Annotated in this window: 15 protein-coding genes; 5 read left to right on the top strand and 10 right to left on the bottom strand. The window is 61.7% G+C overall.

Translation table 11 applies throughout. The features are described from left to right. Positions 1-2: 2 nt before the first annotated feature. The 4 genes from HX811_RS23620 to HX811_RS23605 all read right to left on the bottom strand — a co-directional run bounded on the left by HX811_RS23620 (position 3) and on the right by HX811_RS23605 (position 5,628). Positions 3-917: a branched-chain amino acid ABC transporter permease gene (locus tag HX811_RS23620; protein ID WP_003217447.1), complete on the bottom strand. Its 915-nt coding sequence runs from the start codon at positions 915-917 to the stop codon at positions 3-5. Positions 918-1,170: 253 nt separating this feature from the next. Then, the gene (locus HX811_RS23615) at positions 1,171-2,307 is read right to left on the bottom strand and encodes a branched-chain amino acid ABC transporter substrate-binding protein (RefSeq protein WP_003217449.1); all 1,137 of its coding nucleotides are present in this window, start codon (positions 2,305-2,307) and stop codon (positions 1,171-1,173) included. 376 nt (positions 2,308-2,683) lie between these two features. Beyond that, a complete protein-coding gene (locus HX811_RS23610; RefSeq protein WP_087692468.1) occupies positions 2,684-3,967 on the bottom strand; it encodes an FAD-binding oxidoreductase in 1,284 nt (427 codons plus the stop codon). Between the two features lie 170 nt (positions 3,968-4,137). Further along, positions 4,138-5,628, bottom strand: a complete 1,491-nt coding sequence (locus HX811_RS23605) for an aldehyde dehydrogenase family protein (RefSeq protein WP_003217452.1) — start codon at positions 5,626-5,628, stop codon at positions 4,138-4,140. A gap of 154 nt (positions 5,629-5,782) precedes the next feature. Between HX811_RS23605 and HX811_RS23600 the strand changes: the two genes are divergently transcribed. From HX811_RS23600 to nadE, 3 genes are all read left to right on the top strand, one after another. Then, positions 5,783-6,679: a LysR family transcriptional regulator gene (locus HX811_RS23600; RefSeq protein WP_003217454.1), complete on the top strand. Its 897-nt coding sequence runs from the start codon at positions 5,783-5,785 to the stop codon at positions 6,677-6,679. Positions 6,680-6,904: 225 nt separating this feature from the next. Further along, positions 6,905-8,119, top strand: a complete 1,215-nt coding sequence (pncB, locus tag HX811_RS23595) for a nicotinate phosphoribosyltransferase (RefSeq protein WP_003217456.1) — start codon at positions 6,905-6,907, stop codon at positions 8,117-8,119. 3 nt (positions 8,120-8,122) lie between these two features. Then, entirely contained in the window at positions 8,123-8,950 is an 828-nt protein-coding gene (gene nadE / locus HX811_RS23590; RefSeq protein WP_003217462.1) for an ammonia-dependent NAD(+) synthetase, read from the top strand. Between the two features lie 256 nt (positions 8,951-9,206). On the opposite strand, the gene azu is transcribed toward nadE, so the two are convergent. Then, positions 9,207-9,653 carry an azurin gene (gene azu / locus HX811_RS23585; RefSeq protein ID WP_008439083.1) on the bottom strand — a complete coding sequence of 149 codons (447 nt, stop codon included), beginning with the start codon at positions 9,651-9,653 and terminating at the stop codon, positions 9,207-9,209. A gap of 337 nt (positions 9,654-9,990) precedes the next feature. Between azu and HX811_RS23580 the strand changes: the two genes are divergently transcribed. Together HX811_RS23580 and HX811_RS23575 are read left to right on the top strand one after the other, a co-directional pair. Next, entirely contained in the window at positions 9,991-10,578 is a 588-nt protein-coding gene (locus HX811_RS23580; RefSeq protein ID WP_003217468.1) for a TIGR00730 family Rossman fold protein, read from the top strand. A gap of 68 nt (positions 10,579-10,646) precedes the next feature. Further along, positions 10,647-10,826 (top strand): hypothetical protein, encoded by a 180-nt coding sequence (locus tag HX811_RS23575; RefSeq protein ID WP_003217470.1) that lies wholly within the window; start codon positions 10,647-10,649, stop codon positions 10,824-10,826. Between the two features lie 70 nt (positions 10,827-10,896). Here HX811_RS23575 and HX811_RS23570 read toward each other — a convergent pair whose 3' ends face one another. From HX811_RS23570 to HX811_RS23550, 5 genes are all read right to left on the bottom strand, one after another. Further along, positions 10,897-11,787, bottom strand: a complete 891-nt coding sequence (locus tag HX811_RS23570) for a transglutaminase family protein (RefSeq protein WP_177039707.1) — start codon at positions 11,785-11,787, stop codon at positions 10,897-10,899. Next, entirely contained in the window at positions 11,787-14,273 is a 2,487-nt protein-coding gene (locus HX811_RS23565) for a circularly permuted type 2 ATP-grasp protein (RefSeq protein WP_008439084.1), read from the bottom strand. Before HX811_RS23565 ends, HX811_RS23570 begins: the two co-directional genes overlap by 1 nt. Positions 14,274-14,463: 190 nt before the next feature. Next, positions 14,464-17,754, bottom strand: a complete 3,291-nt coding sequence (locus tag HX811_RS23560) for a transglutaminase family protein (RefSeq protein WP_177047591.1) — start codon at positions 17,752-17,754, stop codon at positions 14,464-14,466. Between the two features lie 187 nt (positions 17,755-17,941). Further along, complete coding sequence (locus tag HX811_RS23555; protein ID WP_177047589.1) at positions 17,942-18,391, bottom strand: hypothetical protein; 450 nt, start codon at positions 18,389-18,391, stop codon at positions 17,942-17,944. Then, on the bottom strand, positions 18,388-19,308 hold the full coding sequence (locus tag HX811_RS23550; protein ID WP_177022497.1) for an NAD synthetase: 921 nt from the start codon (positions 19,306-19,308) through the stop codon (positions 18,388-18,390). Before HX811_RS23550 ends, HX811_RS23555 begins: the two co-directional genes overlap by 4 nt. Positions 19,309-19,335: the final 27 nt, after the last annotated feature.

Below are 19,335 nucleotides of genomic sequence, written 5' to 3'. Positions count from 1 at the left end.
AGTTATACCTTCGCCACGAGTGGGCGACCGAGCAGGCCCTGGGGACGGAAAATCAGGATCACCACCAGCAGGGAGAAACTGAACACGTCTTTGTAGTCAGAGTTGATCAACCCCGAGAACAGCGACTCGGAAATACCCAGGATGATCCCGCCCAGCATGGCCCCAGGCAGGGAGCCGATGCCGCCGAGTACCGCTGCGGTAAATGCCTTGATGCCGATGATGAAGCCGGCATAGAAGTCGAACGTGCCGTAGTTCAGGGTGATCAGCACACCGGCCAGCGCGGCCATGGCGGCACCAATCACGAATACGTAGGAGATGACCCGGTCGGTGTTGATACCGAGGATCGACGCCATCTTGCGGTCTTGCTGGGTAGCGCGGCACATGCGGCCGAGCTTGGTGTACTTGATGATGTAGGTCAGCAGGCCCATGCCGACGAACGCGGCCACCAGGATGAACACCTTGGTGTAGGTCAATTGCACGAAGCCGGTGCCGATATCGACTCTCCAGGCGCCGGCCAGCAGCGTCGGGATGCCTTGTTGCTTGGCGCCCTGGGCGATCTGCGCGTAGTTCTGCAGGATCAGCGAAATACCGATGGCGCTGATCAGCGGTGCCAGTCGGGTGGAGTTGCGCAGCGGTTTGTAGGCGACACGCTCGATGACCCAGCCGTAGACGCCGGTGACGACGACGGTGAAGATCAGGGTGCCAAGGATGAGCAGCGGGAAGGATTCGATGCCGAAGTAAGCCAGCAGTGCCAGACTGATCGCCGCGAGGTAAGCGGAAATCATATAAACCTCGCCATGGGCGAAGTTGATCATGCCAATGATGCCATAGACCATTGTGTAGCCGATGGCGATCAAGCCATAGACCGACCCGAGGGTCAGCCCATTGACCAGTTGCTGCAGGAAAATACCATCCATAACGCAATCTCACGCAGTGAGAGCCTGCACACCTGTGGGTGTGCGGATCTTCTAGGAGGAAAAGACAGACACAAAAGGGGCTGGCAACCAAGTCCCCGTGTAGGAGCTGGCGTGTATGGGCGCCGGGCTTGCCCGCGATAGCGCCACCTCGGAATGTCAGTCAACCCGAGGTGACGCTATCGCAGGCAAGCCAGCTCCCACAAAAGCCCGGTTCCCACAGGGTCAAGTGGCGTCTAACCCATCGCGCTAACTATTACTTCTGCTTTTCCAGCTGGTGATACTTGCCGTCCTTGTCCCACTGGTAAACCACATAGTCGGAGATTTTCAGGTCGCCCTTGGCGTCCCAGTTCTTCTCGCCCATGACGGTTTTGACCGGGTGGGATTTCAGCCATTTGGCTGCGTCTTCGCCCTTGTCGGACTTGGCGCCATTGAAACCGGCGGCCAGGGCCTGGATCGAGGCGTAGGCGTACAGGGTGTAGCCTTCAGGCTCGGTGCCATTTTTGCGGAACTCTTCCACCACGGTCTTGCTGTCTGGCAGCAGGCGTGGGTCGGCGCCGAAGGTCATGTACACACCATCCACATACTGTGCACCACCGGCGGTGGCTACCAGTTCGTCGGTCACCACGCCGTCATCGGACATGAACTTGACGTCTTTCAGGCCGGCTTCACGAATCTGCCGAACCAGTGGGCCGGCTTCAGGGTGCAGGCCGCCGAAGTACACGACGTCAGCACCGGTGGAGCGGATCTTGGTGACCAGGGCGCTGAAATCTTTCTCGCCACGGGTCAGGCCTTCTTCCAGCACCGGCTTCACACCGCGCTTGGTCAACTGCGCCGCAGTGGCGTCGGCCAGGCCTTTGCCGTAGGTGTCCTTGTCGTTGATAACGGCAACTTTCTTGCCCTTGAGCACGTCGACGATGTAGTCGCCGGCCACGATGCCTTGCTGATCGTCACGACCACACATGCGGAACACGGCCGACAGGCCACGCTCGGTAACCTGCGGGTTGGTGGAGCCCGGGGTGATCATGATCACGCCCGCATCGGCATACACCTCGGAGGCTGGGATAGTGTTCGACGAGCAGAAGTGCCCGACCACGCCAATTACTTTGTCCTGGTCAACCAGGCGGTTGGCCACGGCCACAGCCTGCTTGGGTTCGCAGGCGTCATCGCCGGCCACCAGCTTGATCTGCTCGCCGTTGATGCCGCCGGCCTTGTTGATGACATCGGCTGCCGCCTGGGCACCTTTCATGTACTGCTCACCAAATGCCGCGTTGGCGCCGGTCATCGGCCCCGCTACGCCAATCTTCACATCAGCTTGAGCAAACGCAGAAACACCCAGCGCCGCAGCAACGGCGAGGGCTAGAAAACCTTTCTTGTAAAACGTCTGGGACATGAGTGGTGCTCCGAGGTTTTTGTTGAATTGGCACTGCAGCTTCACTTCAAAAACTTTCGGAGAAAGCCCAGAGCAAGCGTCGTGCCATTACGTTTTTATTATTCAAAAAGACACGGTGTCATTGTTATTGCAGGTTTTTGGGCGCCTTTTGATTGGACGTGCAACCGTCTATCTCAACCAGGTGCAACCATTGGACCTATAAAGTGCAACCCGGTCGATCAAGCGCTGCAACCCGGCCATTAAACGGCCACCCTTGAACATGTAACAGCGTGCGTAACGGAAGTGCACATTTACAGTGCGTTACTGCTACGACTCGCACCAATACAGATTAGTAGCCGGCTAAGAAAATGCAGGCTTCTGAGGGGTATTTCGTTGATCAGATCACGATCCGCAGGCATTGGCCCGCGTGATACAGCGAGAATCCCGCCTCGTACAAACAGCTGCGCAGGCCCACACCGGCCAACGGCTGCATCGGCGCAAAGGGGATCGGCAGTGCCTGTGGATCCTGGTGACACAGATAATCCGCGAAGGCTTTGCCCACGACACTGCCGGTCGTCACCCCGCGCCCGTTATAACCGGTGACCGCCACCAGCCCGGGCGCCGGCTCGAACAGGCGCATCAAGTGGTCCGGGGTGAACGCGATGCAGCCGGTCCAGGTGCACTCCCACTGCACCGGTTTGAGGTACGGGAAGTAGTGCTGTTGCACCCGATCGGCCCAGGCCTTGAGGAACCACGCGGGTTTCTGGTTGCCGTTGCCCAGGCTGCCGAGCAGCAGGCGGCCTTCGGCGTCGCGGCGGATGCTGCTGAGTACCTGGCGAGTGTCCCAGGAGCCTTGGCCGCCGGGCAGGATTTGTTGGGCGGCGTCGTCGGTCAGAGGGGCCGACGCCACCTGATAGTAATAACCGGGGAAAAAGTTGCGGCGCAGCTCGGTCCACTCGCCTTCGGTGTAGGCGTTCGAAGCGATCACCACCTGTTCGGCCTGCACCGAGCCTTGGGCAGTCTGCACAGACCAGTGCTGGCCCTGGCGTTCCAGTTGGGTGACTGGGGAGTGATCGAACAACTGTCCGCCGAGCCCGACTGCGGCATTGGCCAAACCACTGGTGTAGGCCATCGGGTTCAAGGTGCCGGCCCGCCGGTCGAGCAAGGCGGCGGCGATCTTTTTGGTACCGGTGGCTTGTTCGCATGCAGCGCCGGTCAACAGCTCCACCGGTGCGCCACGACGCTTCCATTGTTCTTCACGACTGCGCAAATCCGCCTCGCCACGGGCGTTGTGCGCCATGTGCAAGGTGCCCTCGCGACGCAGTTGGCAGTCGATGTTGTATTTGTCGATCAGGCTGAACACCAGGGACGGTGCCGCGCCGAGCATGCGGTTGAGCTGGCTGCCCACCGCGGTACCAAAACCGGCTTCGATCTCGTCCGGGGGTATCCACATCCCGGCGTTGACCAGCCCTACGTTGCGCCCCGAACCACCGTGGCCGGTGCGATGGGCCTCGAGTACGGCGACACTTTTTCCTTGTTCCAGCAAGTGAATGGCTGCCGACAAACCGGTGATGCCGGCGCCGATCACGCACACATCCACTTTTACCTCGCCCTTGAGCGCGGCACGATCCGGCCGGCCAGGAGTGAGTTGTTCCCACAAGCATGCTTCGCGTAATGCCATTGCCAGACTCCGATGAGACCTAACAAACCACTTTTCCGAATTGTAGATACGGTCAAATGTGGGAGCGGGCTTGCTCGCGAAAGCGGTGGATCAGATAAGTATTCGTTGACTGACACACCGCTTTCGCGAGCAAGCCCGCTCCCACATTGACCTCACTCCGACTTGAGGTATCAGTCGAAGGTAATGCCCTGGGCCAGCGGCAGTTCCAGCGAGTAGTTCACGGTGTTGGTCTGGCGACGCATGTACCCGCGCCATGCATCCGAGCCCGACTCACGCCCGCCACCGGTCTCTTTCTCACCGCCAAACGCGCCACCAATCTCCGCGCCACTCGGGCCGATGTTGACGTTGGCGATCCCGCAGTCACTGCCTACCGCCGACATGAACTGCTCGGCCTCGCGCACGTCAGTGGTAAAGATGCACGAAGACAGGCCTTGTGGCACCGCATTGTTCAGGCGCAGCGCTTCAGCGAAATCGGTATAGCCGACCACATACAGAATCGGCGCGAACGTCTCGGTGCACACCACATCACTCTGCTCCGGCATTTCCACGATGGCCGGCGACACGTAGTAAGCGTTGGGGAACGTGTCTTCCAACTGGCGCTTGCCGCCAAACACCCGGCCGCCTTCGCTCAGGGCCTGCTCCAGGGCGTCCTGCATGTTTTCGAAGCTGTGCTTGTCGATCAGCGGGCCGATCAGGTTGCCTTCCAGCGGATGGCCGATGCGCACTTTGGAATACGCAGCCTTGAGGCGGGTGACGATTTCCTCCTTCACCGACTCATGGGCGATCAAGCGGCGCAGGCTGGTGCAACGCTGCCCGGCAGTACCGACGGCGCTGAACAGAATCGCGCGCACGGCCATGTCCAGGTCGGCGCTTGGGCCGAGGATCATCGCGTTGTTGCCGCCCAGTTCGAGAATGCTGCGGGCAAAACGTGCAGCGACTTTCGGCGCTACTTCGCGGCCCATGCGGGTGCTGCCGGTGGCGCTGATCAGTGCAACACGCGGGTCATCCACCAGTGCGGCGCCGGCATCGCGGCCACCGATGATCACCTGGCTGAGGTACGGCGGCGCATCGCTGAAGTTCTTCAGTACGCGCTCGAACAGTGCCTGGCAGGCCAGGGCGGTAAGCGGGGTTTTTTCCGACGGTTTCCAGATCACTGCGTTGCCGCACACCAGCGCCAGCGCGGTGTTCCACGCCCATACGGCGACCGGGAAGTTGAAGGCGCTGATCACGCCAACCACGCCCAGCGGGTGCCAGGTTTCACGCATGTGGTGGCCCGGACGCTCGGAGGCGATGGTCAAGCCGTACAGCTGGCGCGACAGGCCGACGGCGAAGTCGCAGATGTCGATCATTTCCTGCACTTCACCCAAACCTTCCTGGGTGATCTTGCCGGCTTCCCACGACACCAGCTCGCCGAGGTCGGCCTTGTACTCGCGCAACACGTCGCCGAACTGGCGCACCAGCTCACCACGACGGGGGGCCGGCACCTTGCGCCAGGCCTCGAATGCATGCTCGGCGCGACTGACCTGCTGCTCCACCTCGGCGGCGCCTTCCCAGTGCACACTGGCAATCCGGCTGCCATCAATGGGCGAATGCACGGGTTGTTTACCCGACTGGTACAGCGCCGGGTTTACCCCGAGACGATCAAGCAATGCGGCAACCATGGGTCACTCCTTCAATCCACAAACAGAAATATGCGCCGCCAGCGGTCGCGGCGATCCAGACCTTATTTGTAGCTGGCCCAAGACTTGCCAACAAACGACGATTAGGCGAGATATCATTCCGTTTATTCATGCTAAGAACAAAAAGAGGCGTGCCGTGCTGAATAAAAGACATTTGCCCTCGATCACCGCCCTGCAGTGCTTCGAAGCGGTCACCCGCCACCTGAGTTTTACCCGCGCCGCCGAAGAGCTGAACCTCACCCAGAGCGCTGTCAGCAAACAGGTCGCGCAGCTGGAAGAACTGTTGCAGCACCTGCTGTTTCGCCGGGTGCGCCGCCGCTTGCAGATGACCCCGGCGGGCGATCTGTACCTGGTGGAAGTGCGCAAGATCCTCACCCAGGTGGAGATGTCCACCCATTACCTGCGCTCCTACGGCGGCGAGACTGAAGTGCTGCGGGTGTCCACGCCCTACACCTTCGGCGCCCGCTGGCTGGTGCCGCGCCTCAAGGGCTGGCGACTGCGCCATCCGCAGATTCACCTGGACCTGTGCAACGAACAGGAGCCCGACGAGCTGCTGCAAGGCAAGGCCGACCTGGCCTTCTACTTTGGCCAGGGCTCACGGCCCGGCACCGAGAGCCTCAAGCTGTTCAGCGAAGAACTGGTGCCCGTGTGCTCACCCGACAGCCTGCCCGCCCAAGCATTTACCGACCCCACGCAACTGAGCGAACTGGTGTTGCTGCAAAACGCCTCGCGCCCGCAAGGCTGGCACGACTGGTTCGCCGCCCAGGGTCATCACACCGAGCACAGCTACCATGGGCCGCGCTTCGAGACCTTTTATATGTGCATTCGCGCCGCACAGGTTGGCTGCGGTGTGGCGCTATTGCCCAGGTTTCTGGTGGAAGAAGAGCTAGCAGAAGGCAAACTGGTGATCCCCTGGCAGCACGCGATGCCGAGCCAGGATGCGTATTACCTGGCCTACCCCGAGCACTCGGCGGAAGTGCCCAAGGTGCGGGATTTTGTGAAGTGGATGATGGAGCAGGTTGAGTCTGATTGAGGCGCGTTGCCTGCAATACCGCCTTCGCGAGCAAGCCCGCTCCCACATTTGGAACGCATTTCAAATGTGGGAGCGGGCTTGCTCGCGAAGGCGTCAGGGGCCACACAACAATGCCCAGCTGAAAAAACACTGGCAAAACAGCACAGGTCTATGCGCCACTAGCGCCATTCCTTAATTGTGCGTAAAGGTCGGCGCCCATCGCCGACCCGTCTGGAGATTCCCGTTATGAGCGAGAGTGTGTTTGCCGATCGCATCGTGCAGAACCTGCTCGACACCGACTTCTACAAGCTGACCATGATGCAGGCGGTGCTGCACAACTACCCAAACGTGGAAGTTGAATGGGAGTTTCGTTGCCGCAACAGTGAAGACCTGCGCCCGTACCTGGCGGAGATCCGCTACCAGATCGAGCGCCTCGCCGAGCTGAGCCTGAGCCCCGACCAACTGGGCTTCCTGGAACGCATCAGCTTCATGAAGCCGGATTTCCTGCGTTTCCTCGGGCTGTTTCGCTTCAACCTGCGCTACGTGCACACCGGTATCGAAAACGGTGAGCTGTTTATCCGCCTGCGCGGGCCATGGCTGCACGTGATCCTGTTTGAAGTGCCGATGCTGGCCATCGTCAGCGAAGTGCGTAACCGCTATCGCTACCAGAGCGTGATCCTCGAACAGGCCCGCGAGCAGCTGTATCGCAAGTTCGACTGGCTGACGGCCAACGCCAGCGTCGAAGAACTGTCCGAACTGCAGGTCGCGGATTTCGGCACGCGTCGACGCTTCTCCTACCGCGTGCAGGAAGAAGTGGTGAACGTGCTCAAGCACGACTTCCCCGGGCGTTTTGTCGGCACCAGCAACGTGCACCTGGCCCGCGAGCTGAACATGAAGCCGCTGGGCACCATGGCCCACGAATGGATCATGGCCCACCAGCAACTCGGCCCACGCCTGATCGACAGCCAGATCGCCGCCCTCGACTGCTGGGTGCGCGAGTACCGTGGCCTGCTGGGCATCGCCCTGACCGATTGCATCACCACCGATGCGTTTCTCAGCGATTTCGACCTGTACTTCGCCAAGCTCTTCGACGGCCTGCGCCACGACTCCGGTGACCCGGTGCAATGGGCCGAAAAGGCGATCGCCCACTACCACAAGCTGGGGATCGAGCCGATGAGCAAGACCCTGGTGTTCTCCGACAGCCTGTCGCTGCCCAAGGCGCTGGAGATTTTCCGCGCGCTGCGTGGTCGGATCAATGTGAGCTTCGGCATCGGCACCAACCTGACCTGTGATATTCCAGGTGTGGAACCGATGAGCATCGTGCTTAAAATGACTGCCTGTAATGGCCAGCCCGTCGCGAAGATTTCCGATGAAGCGGGCAAGACCCACTGCACCGATCCGAACTTTGTCGCCTATTTGCGCCACGTTTTCAAAGTACCTGCCCTACCCAGCAAGGAGTGAATCATGCAAGCCGTACAGCGCGAGATTGCTGAACAGCTCAAGGTCCAACCACCGTTCAAGGACCAGGCCGCCCTTGAGGCGGAGGTCGCCCGGCGCGTTACCTTTATCCAGGATTGCCTGCTCAATTCAGGCCTCAAGACGTTGGTGCTGGGCATCAGCGGCGGCGTCGACTCCCTGACCGCCGGCCTGCTGGCCCAGCGTGCAATGCAAGAGTTGCGGGCTGCCAAGGGTGACGATGCGTACCGCTTTATCGCGGTGCGCCTGCCCTACGAAACCCAGTTCGACGAACACGACGCCCAGGCGTCCGTGGACTTTATCGAGCCCGACGAGCGCCACACAGTGAACATCGGCCCGGCGGTGAAATCCCTGGCCAACGAAGTGGCGGCGTTTGAAGGCAAGGCCGCAGTCTCCCGGGACTTCGTGCTGGGCAACACCAAGGCGCGCATGCGCATGGTGGCGCAGTACACCATCGCCGGCGCGGCCGGTGGCTTGGTGATCGGTACCGACCATGCGGCGGAAGCCGTGATGGGCTTTTTCACCAAGTTCGGTGACGGCGCCTGCGACCTGGCACCGCTGAGCGGGCTGGTGAAGAACCAGGTGCGCGCGATTGCCCGGCACTTTGGTGCTCCGGAATCGCTGGTAGAGAAGATCCCGACGGCCGACCTGGAAGACCTGTCGCCGGGCAAGCCGGACGAAGCGTCCCATGGCGTGACCTATGCCGAGATCGACGCGTTCCTGCACGGCGAGCCGGTGCGCGAGGAAGCCTTCAAGATCATCTGCGACACCTATCGCAAGACCGAGCACAAGCGAGTAATGCCGTTTGCACCCTGATCTGACGTAGCGGCTCATTCTGGCAAAAGGGCTTGTTGTGGTGAAGGAGCTTGCTGTGGTGAAAGAGCTTGCTGTGGCGAGGGAGCTTGCTCCCGCTGGGGCGCGAAGCGGCCCCTGAAACCTTTCTGATGCTACGCAGTGACCTTATTGGGGCCGCTCCGCAGCCCAGCGGGAGCAAGCTCCCTCGCCACAAGAGCAGCCTGCCTACAGGCAAAAAAAGCGCCCCGAAGGGCGCTTTTTTTTGCCTGAAGATTGCTTACTTCAGGGTCACAGTGCCTTTCATCATCGAGATGTGGCCTGGGAACGAGCAGAAGAACGCGTAGTCAGTGCCTGCCGCCAGCTTCGACACATCGAAGGTCACGGAGTCTTTCTCGCCGGCACCGATGATCTTGGTGTGGGCGATGATGCGGGTGTCACCGTCTTTCAGGTAGTTCTTGTCGATACCGGCGGCCATGCCGTCGCTGGCGATGCCAGGCATGTCGGCAGCGGAACTCAGCACCCAGTTATGGCCCATGACGTTTTTCGGCAAGCTGCCGGAGTGGGTCAACTCAACGGTGAACGTCTTGCAGCTCTTGTCGATTTCGATGGCCTTGGTGTTGAAGGACATCTGGTCAGTGGAGTCGACAGTGACCTTGCACTCTGCAGCAAGCAACTGGCCGCTAGCCAGAGTCAGCAGGGAAACAGCAACGAGTTTGGCAAACATGTGAATCTCCAGGGCAGGGTTTAAAAAACGCATATTGCGACAAGGGTGCCTGAGTCAGGCAGGACTTCATATGATCTGTATCAACAGATTGTATACAACTTTAGGCTATCAGACTCATCGACACAATCTACCGGCCAAAGTGCGGGTGCCGGCCTATGATCGGTCCATCACCCTTCCGGAGTCCCAGCCATGCACCTCAATAGCCTGTTCCGCAGCCTGCTTGCCGCCTATGCCTGTGGTGCCAGCGGCACCTGCGAAACACCTCAACGCGAGGTTTAATCCTTTGAGAGACGCAAGCCAGCCTTTACTCTTTAGCCACAACTGAGTGGAGTCAGGTATGTCCTTGAAGTCTGTCTGTGTGTTTTGCGGTGCCAGCAGCGGCACCAACCCGGCCTACCGTGAAGCTGCCGTGGCCCTCGGGCGCGCGCTGGCGGAGCGCAAGCTGACCCTGGTGTACGGCGGCGGCGCCGTGGGCCTGATGGGTATCGTCGCCGATGCGGCGCTGGAAGCCGGCGGCGAGGTGATCGGAATTATTCCCGAAAGCCTGAAAAACCTCGAAATCGGCCACAAAGGCCTGACCCGCCTGGAGGTGGTCGACGGCATGCACGCCCGCAAGGCACGCATGGCCGAGCTGAGCGACGCCTTTATTGCGCTGCCGGGCGGCCTGGGCACCCTGGAAGAACTGTTCGAAGTCTGGACCTGGGGCCAGCTCGGCTACCACGGCAAACCGCTGGGTTTGCTCGAAGTGAACGGTTTTTACCGCAAGTTGACCGATTTTCTTGATCATATCGTCGGCGAAGGCTTCGTCCGGGCACCGCATCGTGCCATGCTGCAAATGAGCGAATCGCCGGCTGAGCTGCTTGACGTACTGGATGCCTGGCAACCGCTGGTCCTGCCCAAATGGGTGGACCAAAAACCCGATTAACCCTTGGGACGCGATTAAAGGCAGAATACGCGCCGCTCAACCTCACCTTCGACCCCAGAGGATCGCCCATGGCAAAACCTAATTACTCCTTCGCCAAACGTCAGAGAGACTTGGCCAAAGAGCAGAAGAAAGAGGAAAAGCTGCAGCGCAAGAAAATTGCAGCCGACGAAGAAGCCGGTGCACTGAACCCGGATGCTGAAGGTACAGTGGCTACAGACGAAACCGAAGCACCGAAAGACGCTGAATAGGTGATCGTTCCCACGCTCCGCGTGGGAATGCATCCTGGGGCGCTCCGCGTCCCGATTTGAGATATGTGCATTACTCCAGCGGCATCACCGTCACCCGCACTTCCGGGTCATGGCTCCCTCCCCCCAGAATCACCCCCCGCAACGGCGAAACATCGGAAAAGTCCCGGCCCCAGGCCAGGGTGATGTGTTCCAGTGCCGGCTGCACATTGTTGGTCGGGTCAAAATCCACCCAACCCGACACCGGGCAAAACACCGACACCCACGCGTGGGACGCATCCGCGCCGATCAACCGTGGTTGGCCGGGCGGTGGCTGGGTCAGCAGGTAACCGCTGATATACCGCGCCGCCAGGCCCCGGGAACGCAGGCACGCGAGCATCAGGTGGGCGAAGTCCTGGCACACGCCGCGCCGGCGCTCCAGCACTTCCACCAACGGCGTGGCGACCTGGGTGGCTTCGGCATCGAAAGTAAATTCGCTGAAGATCTTCTGCATCAGCGCCTGCACACCCAACAGCAACGGACGACCAGCCGGGAAACAGTCTTCGGAGAACTCGACGAAGCTTTTCTTCAAATGCACATAGGGCGATTCGAACCGATAGCGGCAGGCCTCGATCACTTCAGCCGACAGCGGCTGGCTGCTGTAGGTCAGGCCGTTGCGGGTCTGGTCCCAGGCCGGCGACAGGCTGAAATCCAGCAGCGGCCGCGCCAGCACTTCCACCGTCAGCCCGGCGTTGACCAACAGCTCATCGTGGGGCCGCTCGAACGCCAGCCGGGTGATCGGGTTACCAAACACGTCCAGCTCATCCCGGCGCGCGGTCGGCTCGGGGCTGATCTCCAGTTGCTGCGAGCTGCAGCGCTGCCAGGCGCAAGGCCGCGGCCACAGGTGCGCGAGCTGCTGGGCCAGGGACACCGGGCTGTCGTAGTGATAATGGGTATCGTGGAAAATCTGGTAGCGGGCACTCATCACACAGACACCGTTTGCTGGCTGACATCGTCCACATGGGCAAAATGGCGCAAGGCCAGGCGGTCGGAGACTTGCCCACTTTCATCGGCCACCGCTTGCAGCAGGTCGGCCAGGCCATCCAGCGCGGCACGCACACTGGACTCGCCGAACAGCGGGTTCTCCAGGCAGCCCAGGTCAAAGCGCGCCAGGCGCTCCACCAACGGCGCCAGCCCGGTTTCCCGGGGCACGCTGAAATCGTCATTCAAGCGACGCAAGGTGCGGCTCACCAGTTTCAGCTGGAACAGCACTGCGTGGGGGTTTTGCTCATCCAGCAGCAACAGGTCCAGCACCGGAATCAGCTGCGGTACCGCGAGGTAGCGCGAACGATAGGTGATGCTGCTGTTGCCCAGTTCCAGCAACCACTCCAGCCCGGCCTGATCGAACACCGCCACGCCGCGCAGGAACGCCGCCAGGCTGCTGCTGAGAAACTGCAGGCGCTCGATGCGCCGGCCCATCATCAGGAAGCGCCAGCCTTCGTCGCGGGTCATGTCGTCAAGGGCAAAGCCCGACAGCGCGGCCAGGGACATCACCAGGCGGTTGAGGAAATCCAGCAGTTCGCCGAAGTCCGGCTCTTCGCTTTCCAGGTCCAGGGCTTCGCGCTGCAACTCCACCAGCGCCTGCCAGTTTTCCCGGGACAGCTTGCCGCGCACCTGGGACGCCGCCCACTGCAAGCGCTGCAAGTTGGCCCGCAGGCTCGACGGCCAGTCGTCACCGAGCAACGCCGCCTGAAGCCGCTCAGGCAACTCGCCCTCCTCCGGCAACAGTCGCAGGTTCTCACCCAGTTCAACCGCCGCCTGCAGCGCCAGCGGGTCGTCTCCGTCGACATAGCGGGCGAGGACGATCCGCAACCAGCGCGCACTGTCATCACAGCGCTCGCAATAACGGCCAAACCAGAACAGGTTTTCCACCACCCGCGACGGCAGGTACGGATCACGCCGCACCAGGTCATGGGCGCCGATGGCCCGTTGGGCGCGCCATTGCTCGGTGCCATGGGCACGTTCGCCGAGCACCCAGGTGTCCTTGCTCGCACCGCCGCGCTGCATCGACACCACTTCGGCATCGGCATCGGCGGCCACACGGGTCAGGCCACCGGGCAGTACCCGATAACCGTCGGCGCTGGCTACGGCGTACACACGCATGCCGATGGCGCGGTGCTGAAGGTGATCGTCAACGGTGTGCCAGACCGGCGCCTGGGACAACTGCGCAAGTTCCTGGGCGACATAGGCGTAAGGCCGCGCGCGCATGCGCTCAGCCAGGGCCTCGCGTTGTTCGTCGTTCAAGTCGCGGCCAAATACCGGGGTAAAGCTTTGCGACGGAAACGCCGGCTTGATCAGCAGCTCCGGCAGTTTCTCCAGGGCTTCGGCCAGCACCGGCGGCTCACCGCACCACCAGGTGGCGATGGACGGCAGGATCAACTCTTCGCCAAACAGGAATTGATTGATCTTCGGCAGAAATCCCAACAGGCCAGGGGATTCCAGCACGCCACTGCCCAGGGCGTTGGCCACCAGCACATTGCCCTGGCGCACGGCATCCAGCAGGCCGGGCACGCCGAGGGCCGAGTCGGTGCGCAGTTCCAGCGGGTCGCAGAAGTCGTCGTCCAGGCGGCGCATGATCGCGTGCACCCGGCGCAGGCCGCTGAGGGTCTTGAGGTACACCGTGGCGTCGCGCACGGTCAGGTCGCCGCCTTCCACCAGCGGGTAGCCAAGCTGGCGGGCGAGGTACAGATGCTCGAAATAGCTTTCGTTGAAACGGCCCGGGGTCAGCAGCACGATCAGCGGTGGCTGGTCGTCGCTCGGCGCCTGGCGGGCCAGGGTTTCCTGCAGGGTGCGGAAGAACCCGGTGAGGTGCTGCACCTGCAAGTCGCGGTAAAGGTCCGGGAAGGCGCGGGACACAATGGTGCGGTTTTCCAGGGCGTAGCCGGCGCCCGACGGGGCCTGGGTCCGGTCGGCGGTGACCCACCAGCGGCCATCCGGCGTACGCGCCAGGTCCACGGCGTACAGGTGCAGGAACGCGCCGTCGGGCGGCTGGATGCCCTGGCACGGCCACAGGAAATTGTTATGGCCGAACACCAGTTCTGCCGGCAGCAAGCCTTCGGCGATCAGGCGTTGCGGGCCGTAGAGGTCGGCCAGTACCGCATTCAACAGGCGCGCACGCTGGGCGATGCCGGCGGAGAGTTGCTTCCATTCATCGGCAGCCAGCACGTGGGGCAGCAGGTCCAGCTCCCAGGGACGATCGGCGCCCTTGGGGTCGGCGTAGACATTGTAGGTCACGCCGTTTTCCTGGATCTGCCGGGTCAGCAAGGCCTGGCGCTGGGCCAGTTGCGCCGGGGTGCTGCGTTGCAAGTGATCGAGCAGCCGCTGCCAATGGGCGCGAACCGCGCCGCTGTCGTCCAGCAGTTCGTGATAAGTGCCCGCGGTCAGCGGGTAACGGTCGAGCAAGTCGGGCATGGAACGCTCGGCAGAGGCAAGGGAAGTCAGATTAATTTACAAACACTGCAAATCCAGTGTGCAAGCAGGCTTGTGTGGGAGCTGGCTTGCCTGCGATGCAAGCGCCTCGGAGTCTCTGTTAAACCGAGGTGATGCTATCGCAGGCAAGCCTGCTCCCACACAAACCCTGCTCCCACATTTTGAATCGCATTTAGTCATTCTTATTGGGGAAGCGCCGCAAATCCAGGGTCATCGGCAATTCATCATTGATCACCACACTCGGCACCGGCAATTTCCCGGGGCTGTGTCCCAAGCGGAAAAACCGCGCCATCCGCCGGCTTTCAGCTTCATTGGCATTCACCGGCAGGCTGTCGTAATTGCGCCCGCCCGGGTGGGCGACATGGTACTGGCAACCGCCCAGCGAGCGCTGCATCCATGTGTCCAAAAGATCGAACACCAGTGGCGCATGCACCGGGATGGTCGGCTGCAAACAGTTGGCCGGTTGCCAGGCGCGATAACGCACGCCAGCCACAAACTCGCCGACGCGCCCGGTGGGTTGCAGCGGCACCGGGATGCCGTTGCAGGTCAGCAGGTAACGCTGGGGCGGCAGGCCACTCAACTTGACCTGCAGGCGCTCCAGGGACGAATCCACGTAACGCACCGTACCGCCCACCGCACCCTCTTCGCCCAGCACATGCCAGGGCTCAAGGGCCTGGCGCAATTCCAGTTCGATGCCGCTGACGGCGTAGTCACCGACCTTGGGAAAACGGAACTCCAGGTGCGCGGCAAACCATTCGGCCCGCAGCGGATAACCGGCAGCGTTCAGCTCGACGATCACGTCGGCAAAATCCTGCTCGATAAAGTGCGGCAGCAGGAAGCGGTCATGCAGCTCTGTGCCCCAGCGCGCCAGCTTCGGCGGCGCATAGGGTTCACGCCAGAACCGCGCGACCAGTGCCCGCAGCAGCAACTGCTGGGTCAGGCTCATGCGGGCGTGGGGCGGCATTTCAAAGGCACGCAATTCCAGCAGGCCCAGGCGGCCGGTGGCACCGTCCGGCGAGTAGAGCTTGTCGATGCAGAACTCGGCGCGGTGGATGTTGCCAGTGACGTCGATCAGCAGGTTGCGCAGCAGGCGGTCCACCAACCATGGCGGGCATTCTTCGCCCGCTTCGGGCATCTGCGCGAAGGCGATTTCCAGCTCATACAACGCATCGTTGCGCGCTTCGTCGACCCGTGGTGCCTGGGAAGTCGGGCCGATGAACAGGCCGGAAAACAGGTAGGACAGCGACGGGTGGTTATGCCAATAGCTGATCAGGCTGCGCAGCAGATCGGGACGCCGCAGGAACGGCGAATCCTTGGGCGTAGCGCCACCGAGCACAAAGTGGTTACCGCCGCCGGTGCCGGTGTGGCGCCCGTCGATCATGAATTTTTCTGTGGTGAGGCGGGTTTGCCGGGCTTCTTCGTAGAGAAACTCGGTGCGTTCCACCAACTCGTCCCAGGTGGCGGACGGCTGCACGTTGACCTCGATCACACCCGGATCCGGCGTCACCCGAAAGTTGCTCAGGCGTGGGTCGCTCGGCGGCTCATAACCCTCCAGCAACACCGGGCAATGCAGTTCTTCGGCGGTGGCTTCGATGGCGGCCACCAGTTCCAGGTAATCCTCGACCCGTTCCAGCGGCGGGATGAACAGGTACAGGCGGCCGTCCCGTGCCTCGGCGCACAGGGCGGTGCGGGTCAGCCAGTCGGCAGACTCGTCGATCTTCGGGATACGGTCTTGGCTGGCAGCTGCCTCGCCATGGCTTTGCAGTTGCGAGGTGGTCGGCAGCTCTGCCAGGTCCTGATTGGGATCGGTGGGGTGCACGAACGGATAGTCCGCCGCCGTTACCCACGGTTGCGAGGCCAGTGGCAGGCGATAACCCAACGGTGAATCGCCCGGCACCAGGCGGCAATGGTTGTCCCGCAGGTACCAGCGCCCGCTCTGCCAGCGGTCATTGGCCGCCGTGCGTGCCAGCGGCAGCACCTGGCCGATCACTTTATCCAGGCCCTGGCTGAAGACCTTGCGCAGGCGTTCGCGCTCAAGCTTGTCCTCCAGGCGCGGATCTTCGGCGCTGACGTTTTGCGGCAAGGCGCCTTCGCGCCACAGGTAATAGAAATTGTCTTCGTAGGCCGGGAATACAAACTGCGCGGGCAGCTTCAAGCGCTCGGCGACACTGGCCAGGAACCGCCCGGCCATCACGCCATCGGCACCGTAGCTTTGCTGCTCATCGGCGATCAGCGCGCTGTTGTGCCAGATCGGCACGCCGTCGCGGCGCCAGTAGCAGTTGAGGGACCAGCGCGGCAGTTGCTCGCCGGGGTACCACTTGCCCTGGCCGAAATGCACCAGGCCCTTGGGTGCGTAGTGCTTGCGCATGCGCTGGAACAGCTCGGCGGACAGCCGGCGTTTGTCCGGGCCCAGGGCGGCGGTGTTCCATTCGGCGCCGTCGGGGTCGTCGATGGAAACGAAGGTGGGTTCGCCGCCCATGGTCAGGCGTACGTCGTCCTTGTGCAGGTCACCGTCGATCTGCCGGCCCAGGGCCTGGATCGCCAGCCACTGCTCTTCGGTGTAGGGCTTGGTAACCCTGGGGGCTTCCCAAATCCGCTCCACGGACATCTCGTGGGTAAATTCGCACTCGCAGGGTTCCACCAGGCCACTGATGGGCGCCGCGGAAGAAGGATCAGGACTACAGGCCAACGGGATATGACCTTCACCGGCGAACAAACCGGAGGTGGCATCGAGGCCGATCCAGCCGGCGCCGGGCAAATACACTTCGCACCAGGCGTGCAGGTCGGTGAAATCCACCTCGGTGCCGGACGGGCCATCGAGGGCTTTGACGTCGGCGGTCAGCTGGATCAGATAGCCCGACACAAATCGTGCCGCCAACCCAAGGTTGCGCAGCAGTTGCACCAGCAACCACGCCGAATCCCGGCAGGAACCGGAGGCGTTTTCCAGGGTGAATTCCGGTGTTTGTACCCCCGGCTCCATGCGGATCAGGTAGCCGATGTCGGCGGCCAGACGCTGATTCAGGCCCACCAGGAAATCCACCGCCGGCAACGGCGTGCGGTCGATACCCGCCAGATACGCGGCGAATCGCGGGGTCAGCGGCAATGTTTCGAGGTACGGCGCCAGCTCGCGCTGCTCATCGGCGGCGTAGCTGAAAGGGATTTTTTCGGCGTAGGGTTCCAGGAAGAAATCGAACGGATTGAATACCGCCATCTCCGCGACCAAGTCGACTTCGATGCGCAGCTCGTCAGTTTTTTCCGGGAACACCAGACGGGCCAGGTAATTGCCCTGGGGATCTTGCTGCCAATTGATGAAGTGCTGTTCCGGCAGCACCTTCAGCGCGTAGGAAAGAATCCGCGTGCGGCTATGGGCCGCCGGACGCAGACGAACAATCTGTGGGCCGAGTTCGACCGCGCGGTCGTAGCGGTAATGCGTAACGTGGTGCAACGCGACATGAATCGACACGGCGGCCTCCTGCGAGCCAGGGCATGGAAACAAAGCGCGCAAGACTTATGCCAGAGCAGTGGTCATTGCGCTTTATCGTGGGACCCGGTGCAGTACAGCACCAAAACGGCGCGATGGCTGCCGTCGTGGTGCGAGGGTTGCACATATTTGTGGCGGGAGTGTGAGGGTGGGTGGTGAATCTACCCAGTCAACGGGCTTTGTGCCTGGCGATCACGGCTTCACGCAGGTGGCGCACTTCGACCAGCTTCCGGCGCATTTCGCGGTGGCGCTTGCTGTTAAGCACCAGCAGCGCCAGCAACGGCAACAGCACGCTCATGCCATAAATAAATGGATGCGGTCGGTACTCGATCGTGGGCAGCACACACACAAGACAAAGCCCCAGCAACACCACCAGCGGCCACACCCATTGCGGGCGTCCGCGGGCGATCATGAAGTTGCAGTGCACGATGACCAACGTCAAAGCGATTCCGCCGAGAAAGGAGTACTTGGCGTTATCCGCCAGGGGAAGGTCCCGGAAATAGCTGTCAAAAAACAAAGGCACCGCGAAGACCAGGGAAAATACCGCTGCAAATATCGCCCCCATGAAAACCGGAAAGTACCGGGATAGAAAGGCACGAATGCTCGGTGCTTGGTTCATTGCTCAATCTCCTCGTATAGACCTACGGCAATGGTTCGGACATTCCCGGAGAGCGCACTGCCCGTGAAGCCAATCGAGGCGCCCAACGCATCCTGTATTTGCGTGACCGTTGCGTGCTTGACCTGTGTGGGCGTGAAGCGCTTGGGCAGCTCACCTGACAACTGTCGCAACTTGAGCATCTTCGAGCTCAAGCGAGGGTCGTTAATGCTCAGCAACTCCTTGGTCAGTTTGGCGCGCTCTTGTCGATTCAAGCCTTTCAGTACCTCCCGAACACTTTTGCCGGTGGTCGCCTTATTCAGCCGGACCAGCTTGAGGGTGGTGAGTGACGATGCACCGACTCCGACCAACGATGCGGCGTCCAACGCGATCATCGTGTATTGATACCATTCCTCGCCGTCGAGCTCGTCGTTGCGCGACGGATTTCTTATTTCGTTGACGGTCCGGTAGCCACCGGCAAAACACTGAACGGTACTGGCTGCCGCAGCGGTGTAGCCGAGAGCTGCGACCACCGTACTGGCACCCGCCGAAAACGGTATCGCGACAGAGCCGCTGAGCACCACTACCCAGCCGATGACTGCACCGGCACACGACAGCGTGGTGTTGATCGCTTCACCCACCAGCCGCGATTCACGGGGATTGTCTTGCACCTGCTGGGCGAACTGCGCCGGCGCTATGTACCGCTGCGCTTCCCGCAGGATCACGCGCTTGGGCGCAATGCTGCAGATGGGTTGGAATTCGCGCAGGGTGACGACGTTGAAGTCGGCATCGATATACACCACACCCGCCCCCACAATGCCGGGGTCGGCGTCGATGGCAGCAAACAGGCGTGGCAGGTTGATCTGGCTTTCGATGCGCTGGCGGGCCATGAACTGGGAGCGGTTGGAGTCCATGCCGATGCCAAGCAGGGGGCTGCTCATGGGGGTGTTCTTCCTTGAAATGGGTGG

Origin of the sequence: Pseudomonas sp. F8002 (genome assembly GCF_013385495.1) — a bacterium.
Lineage (GTDB): Bacteria > Pseudomonadota > Gammaproteobacteria > Pseudomonadales > Pseudomonadaceae > Aquipseudomonas.
The sequence above is the reverse complement of the archived record's forward strand: the minus strand, read 5'-3'. Positions and strand labels throughout refer to the sequence as shown.

What these genes read in the sequence shown, in the direction of transcription:
- HX811_RS23620 (WP_003217447.1), bottom strand. Translation starts at nt 917, where the DNA reads ATGGATGGTATTTTCCTGCAGCAACTGGTCAATGGGCTGACCCTCGGG.
- HX811_RS23615 (WP_003217449.1), bottom strand. Translation starts at nt 2,307, where the DNA reads ATGTCCCAGACGTTTTACAAGAAAGGTTTTCTAGCCCTCGCCGTTGCT.
- HX811_RS23610 (WP_087692468.1), bottom strand. Translation starts at nt 3,967, where the DNA reads ATGGCATTACGCGAAGCATGCTTGTGGGAACAACTCACTCCTGGCCGG.
- HX811_RS23605 (WP_003217452.1), bottom strand. Translation starts at nt 5,628, where the DNA reads ATGGTTGCCGCATTGCTTGATCGTCTCGGGGTAAACCCGGCGCTGTAC.
- pncB (WP_003217456.1), top strand. Translation starts at nt 6,905, where the DNA reads ATGAGCGAGAGTGTGTTTGCCGATCGCATCGTGCAGAACCTGCTCGAC.
- nadE (WP_003217462.1), top strand. Translation starts at nt 8,123, where the DNA reads ATGCAAGCCGTACAGCGCGAGATTGCTGAACAGCTCAAGGTCCAACCA.
- azu (WP_008439083.1), bottom strand. Translation starts at nt 9,653, where the DNA reads ATGTTTGCCAAACTCGTTGCTGTTTCCCTGCTGACTCTGGCTAGCGGC.
- HX811_RS23580 (WP_003217468.1), top strand. Translation starts at nt 9,991, where the DNA reads ATGTCCTTGAAGTCTGTCTGTGTGTTTTGCGGTGCCAGCAGCGGCACC.
- HX811_RS23575 (WP_003217470.1), top strand. Translation starts at nt 10,647, where the DNA reads ATGGCAAAACCTAATTACTCCTTCGCCAAACGTCAGAGAGACTTGGCC.
- HX811_RS23570 (WP_177039707.1), bottom strand. Translation starts at nt 11,787, where the DNA reads ATGAGTGCCCGCTACCAGATTTTCCACGATACCCATTATCACTACGAC.
- HX811_RS23565 (WP_008439084.1), bottom strand. Translation starts at nt 14,273, where the DNA reads ATGCCCGACTTGCTCGACCGTTACCCGCTGACCGCGGGCACTTATCAC.
- HX811_RS23555 (WP_177047589.1), bottom strand. Translation starts at nt 18,391, where the DNA reads ATGAACCAAGCACCGAGCATTCGTGCCTTTCTATCCCGGTACTTTCCG.
- HX811_RS23550 (WP_177022497.1), bottom strand. Translation starts at nt 19,308, where the DNA reads ATGAGCAGCCCCCTGCTTGGCATCGGCATGGACTCCAACCGCTCCCAG.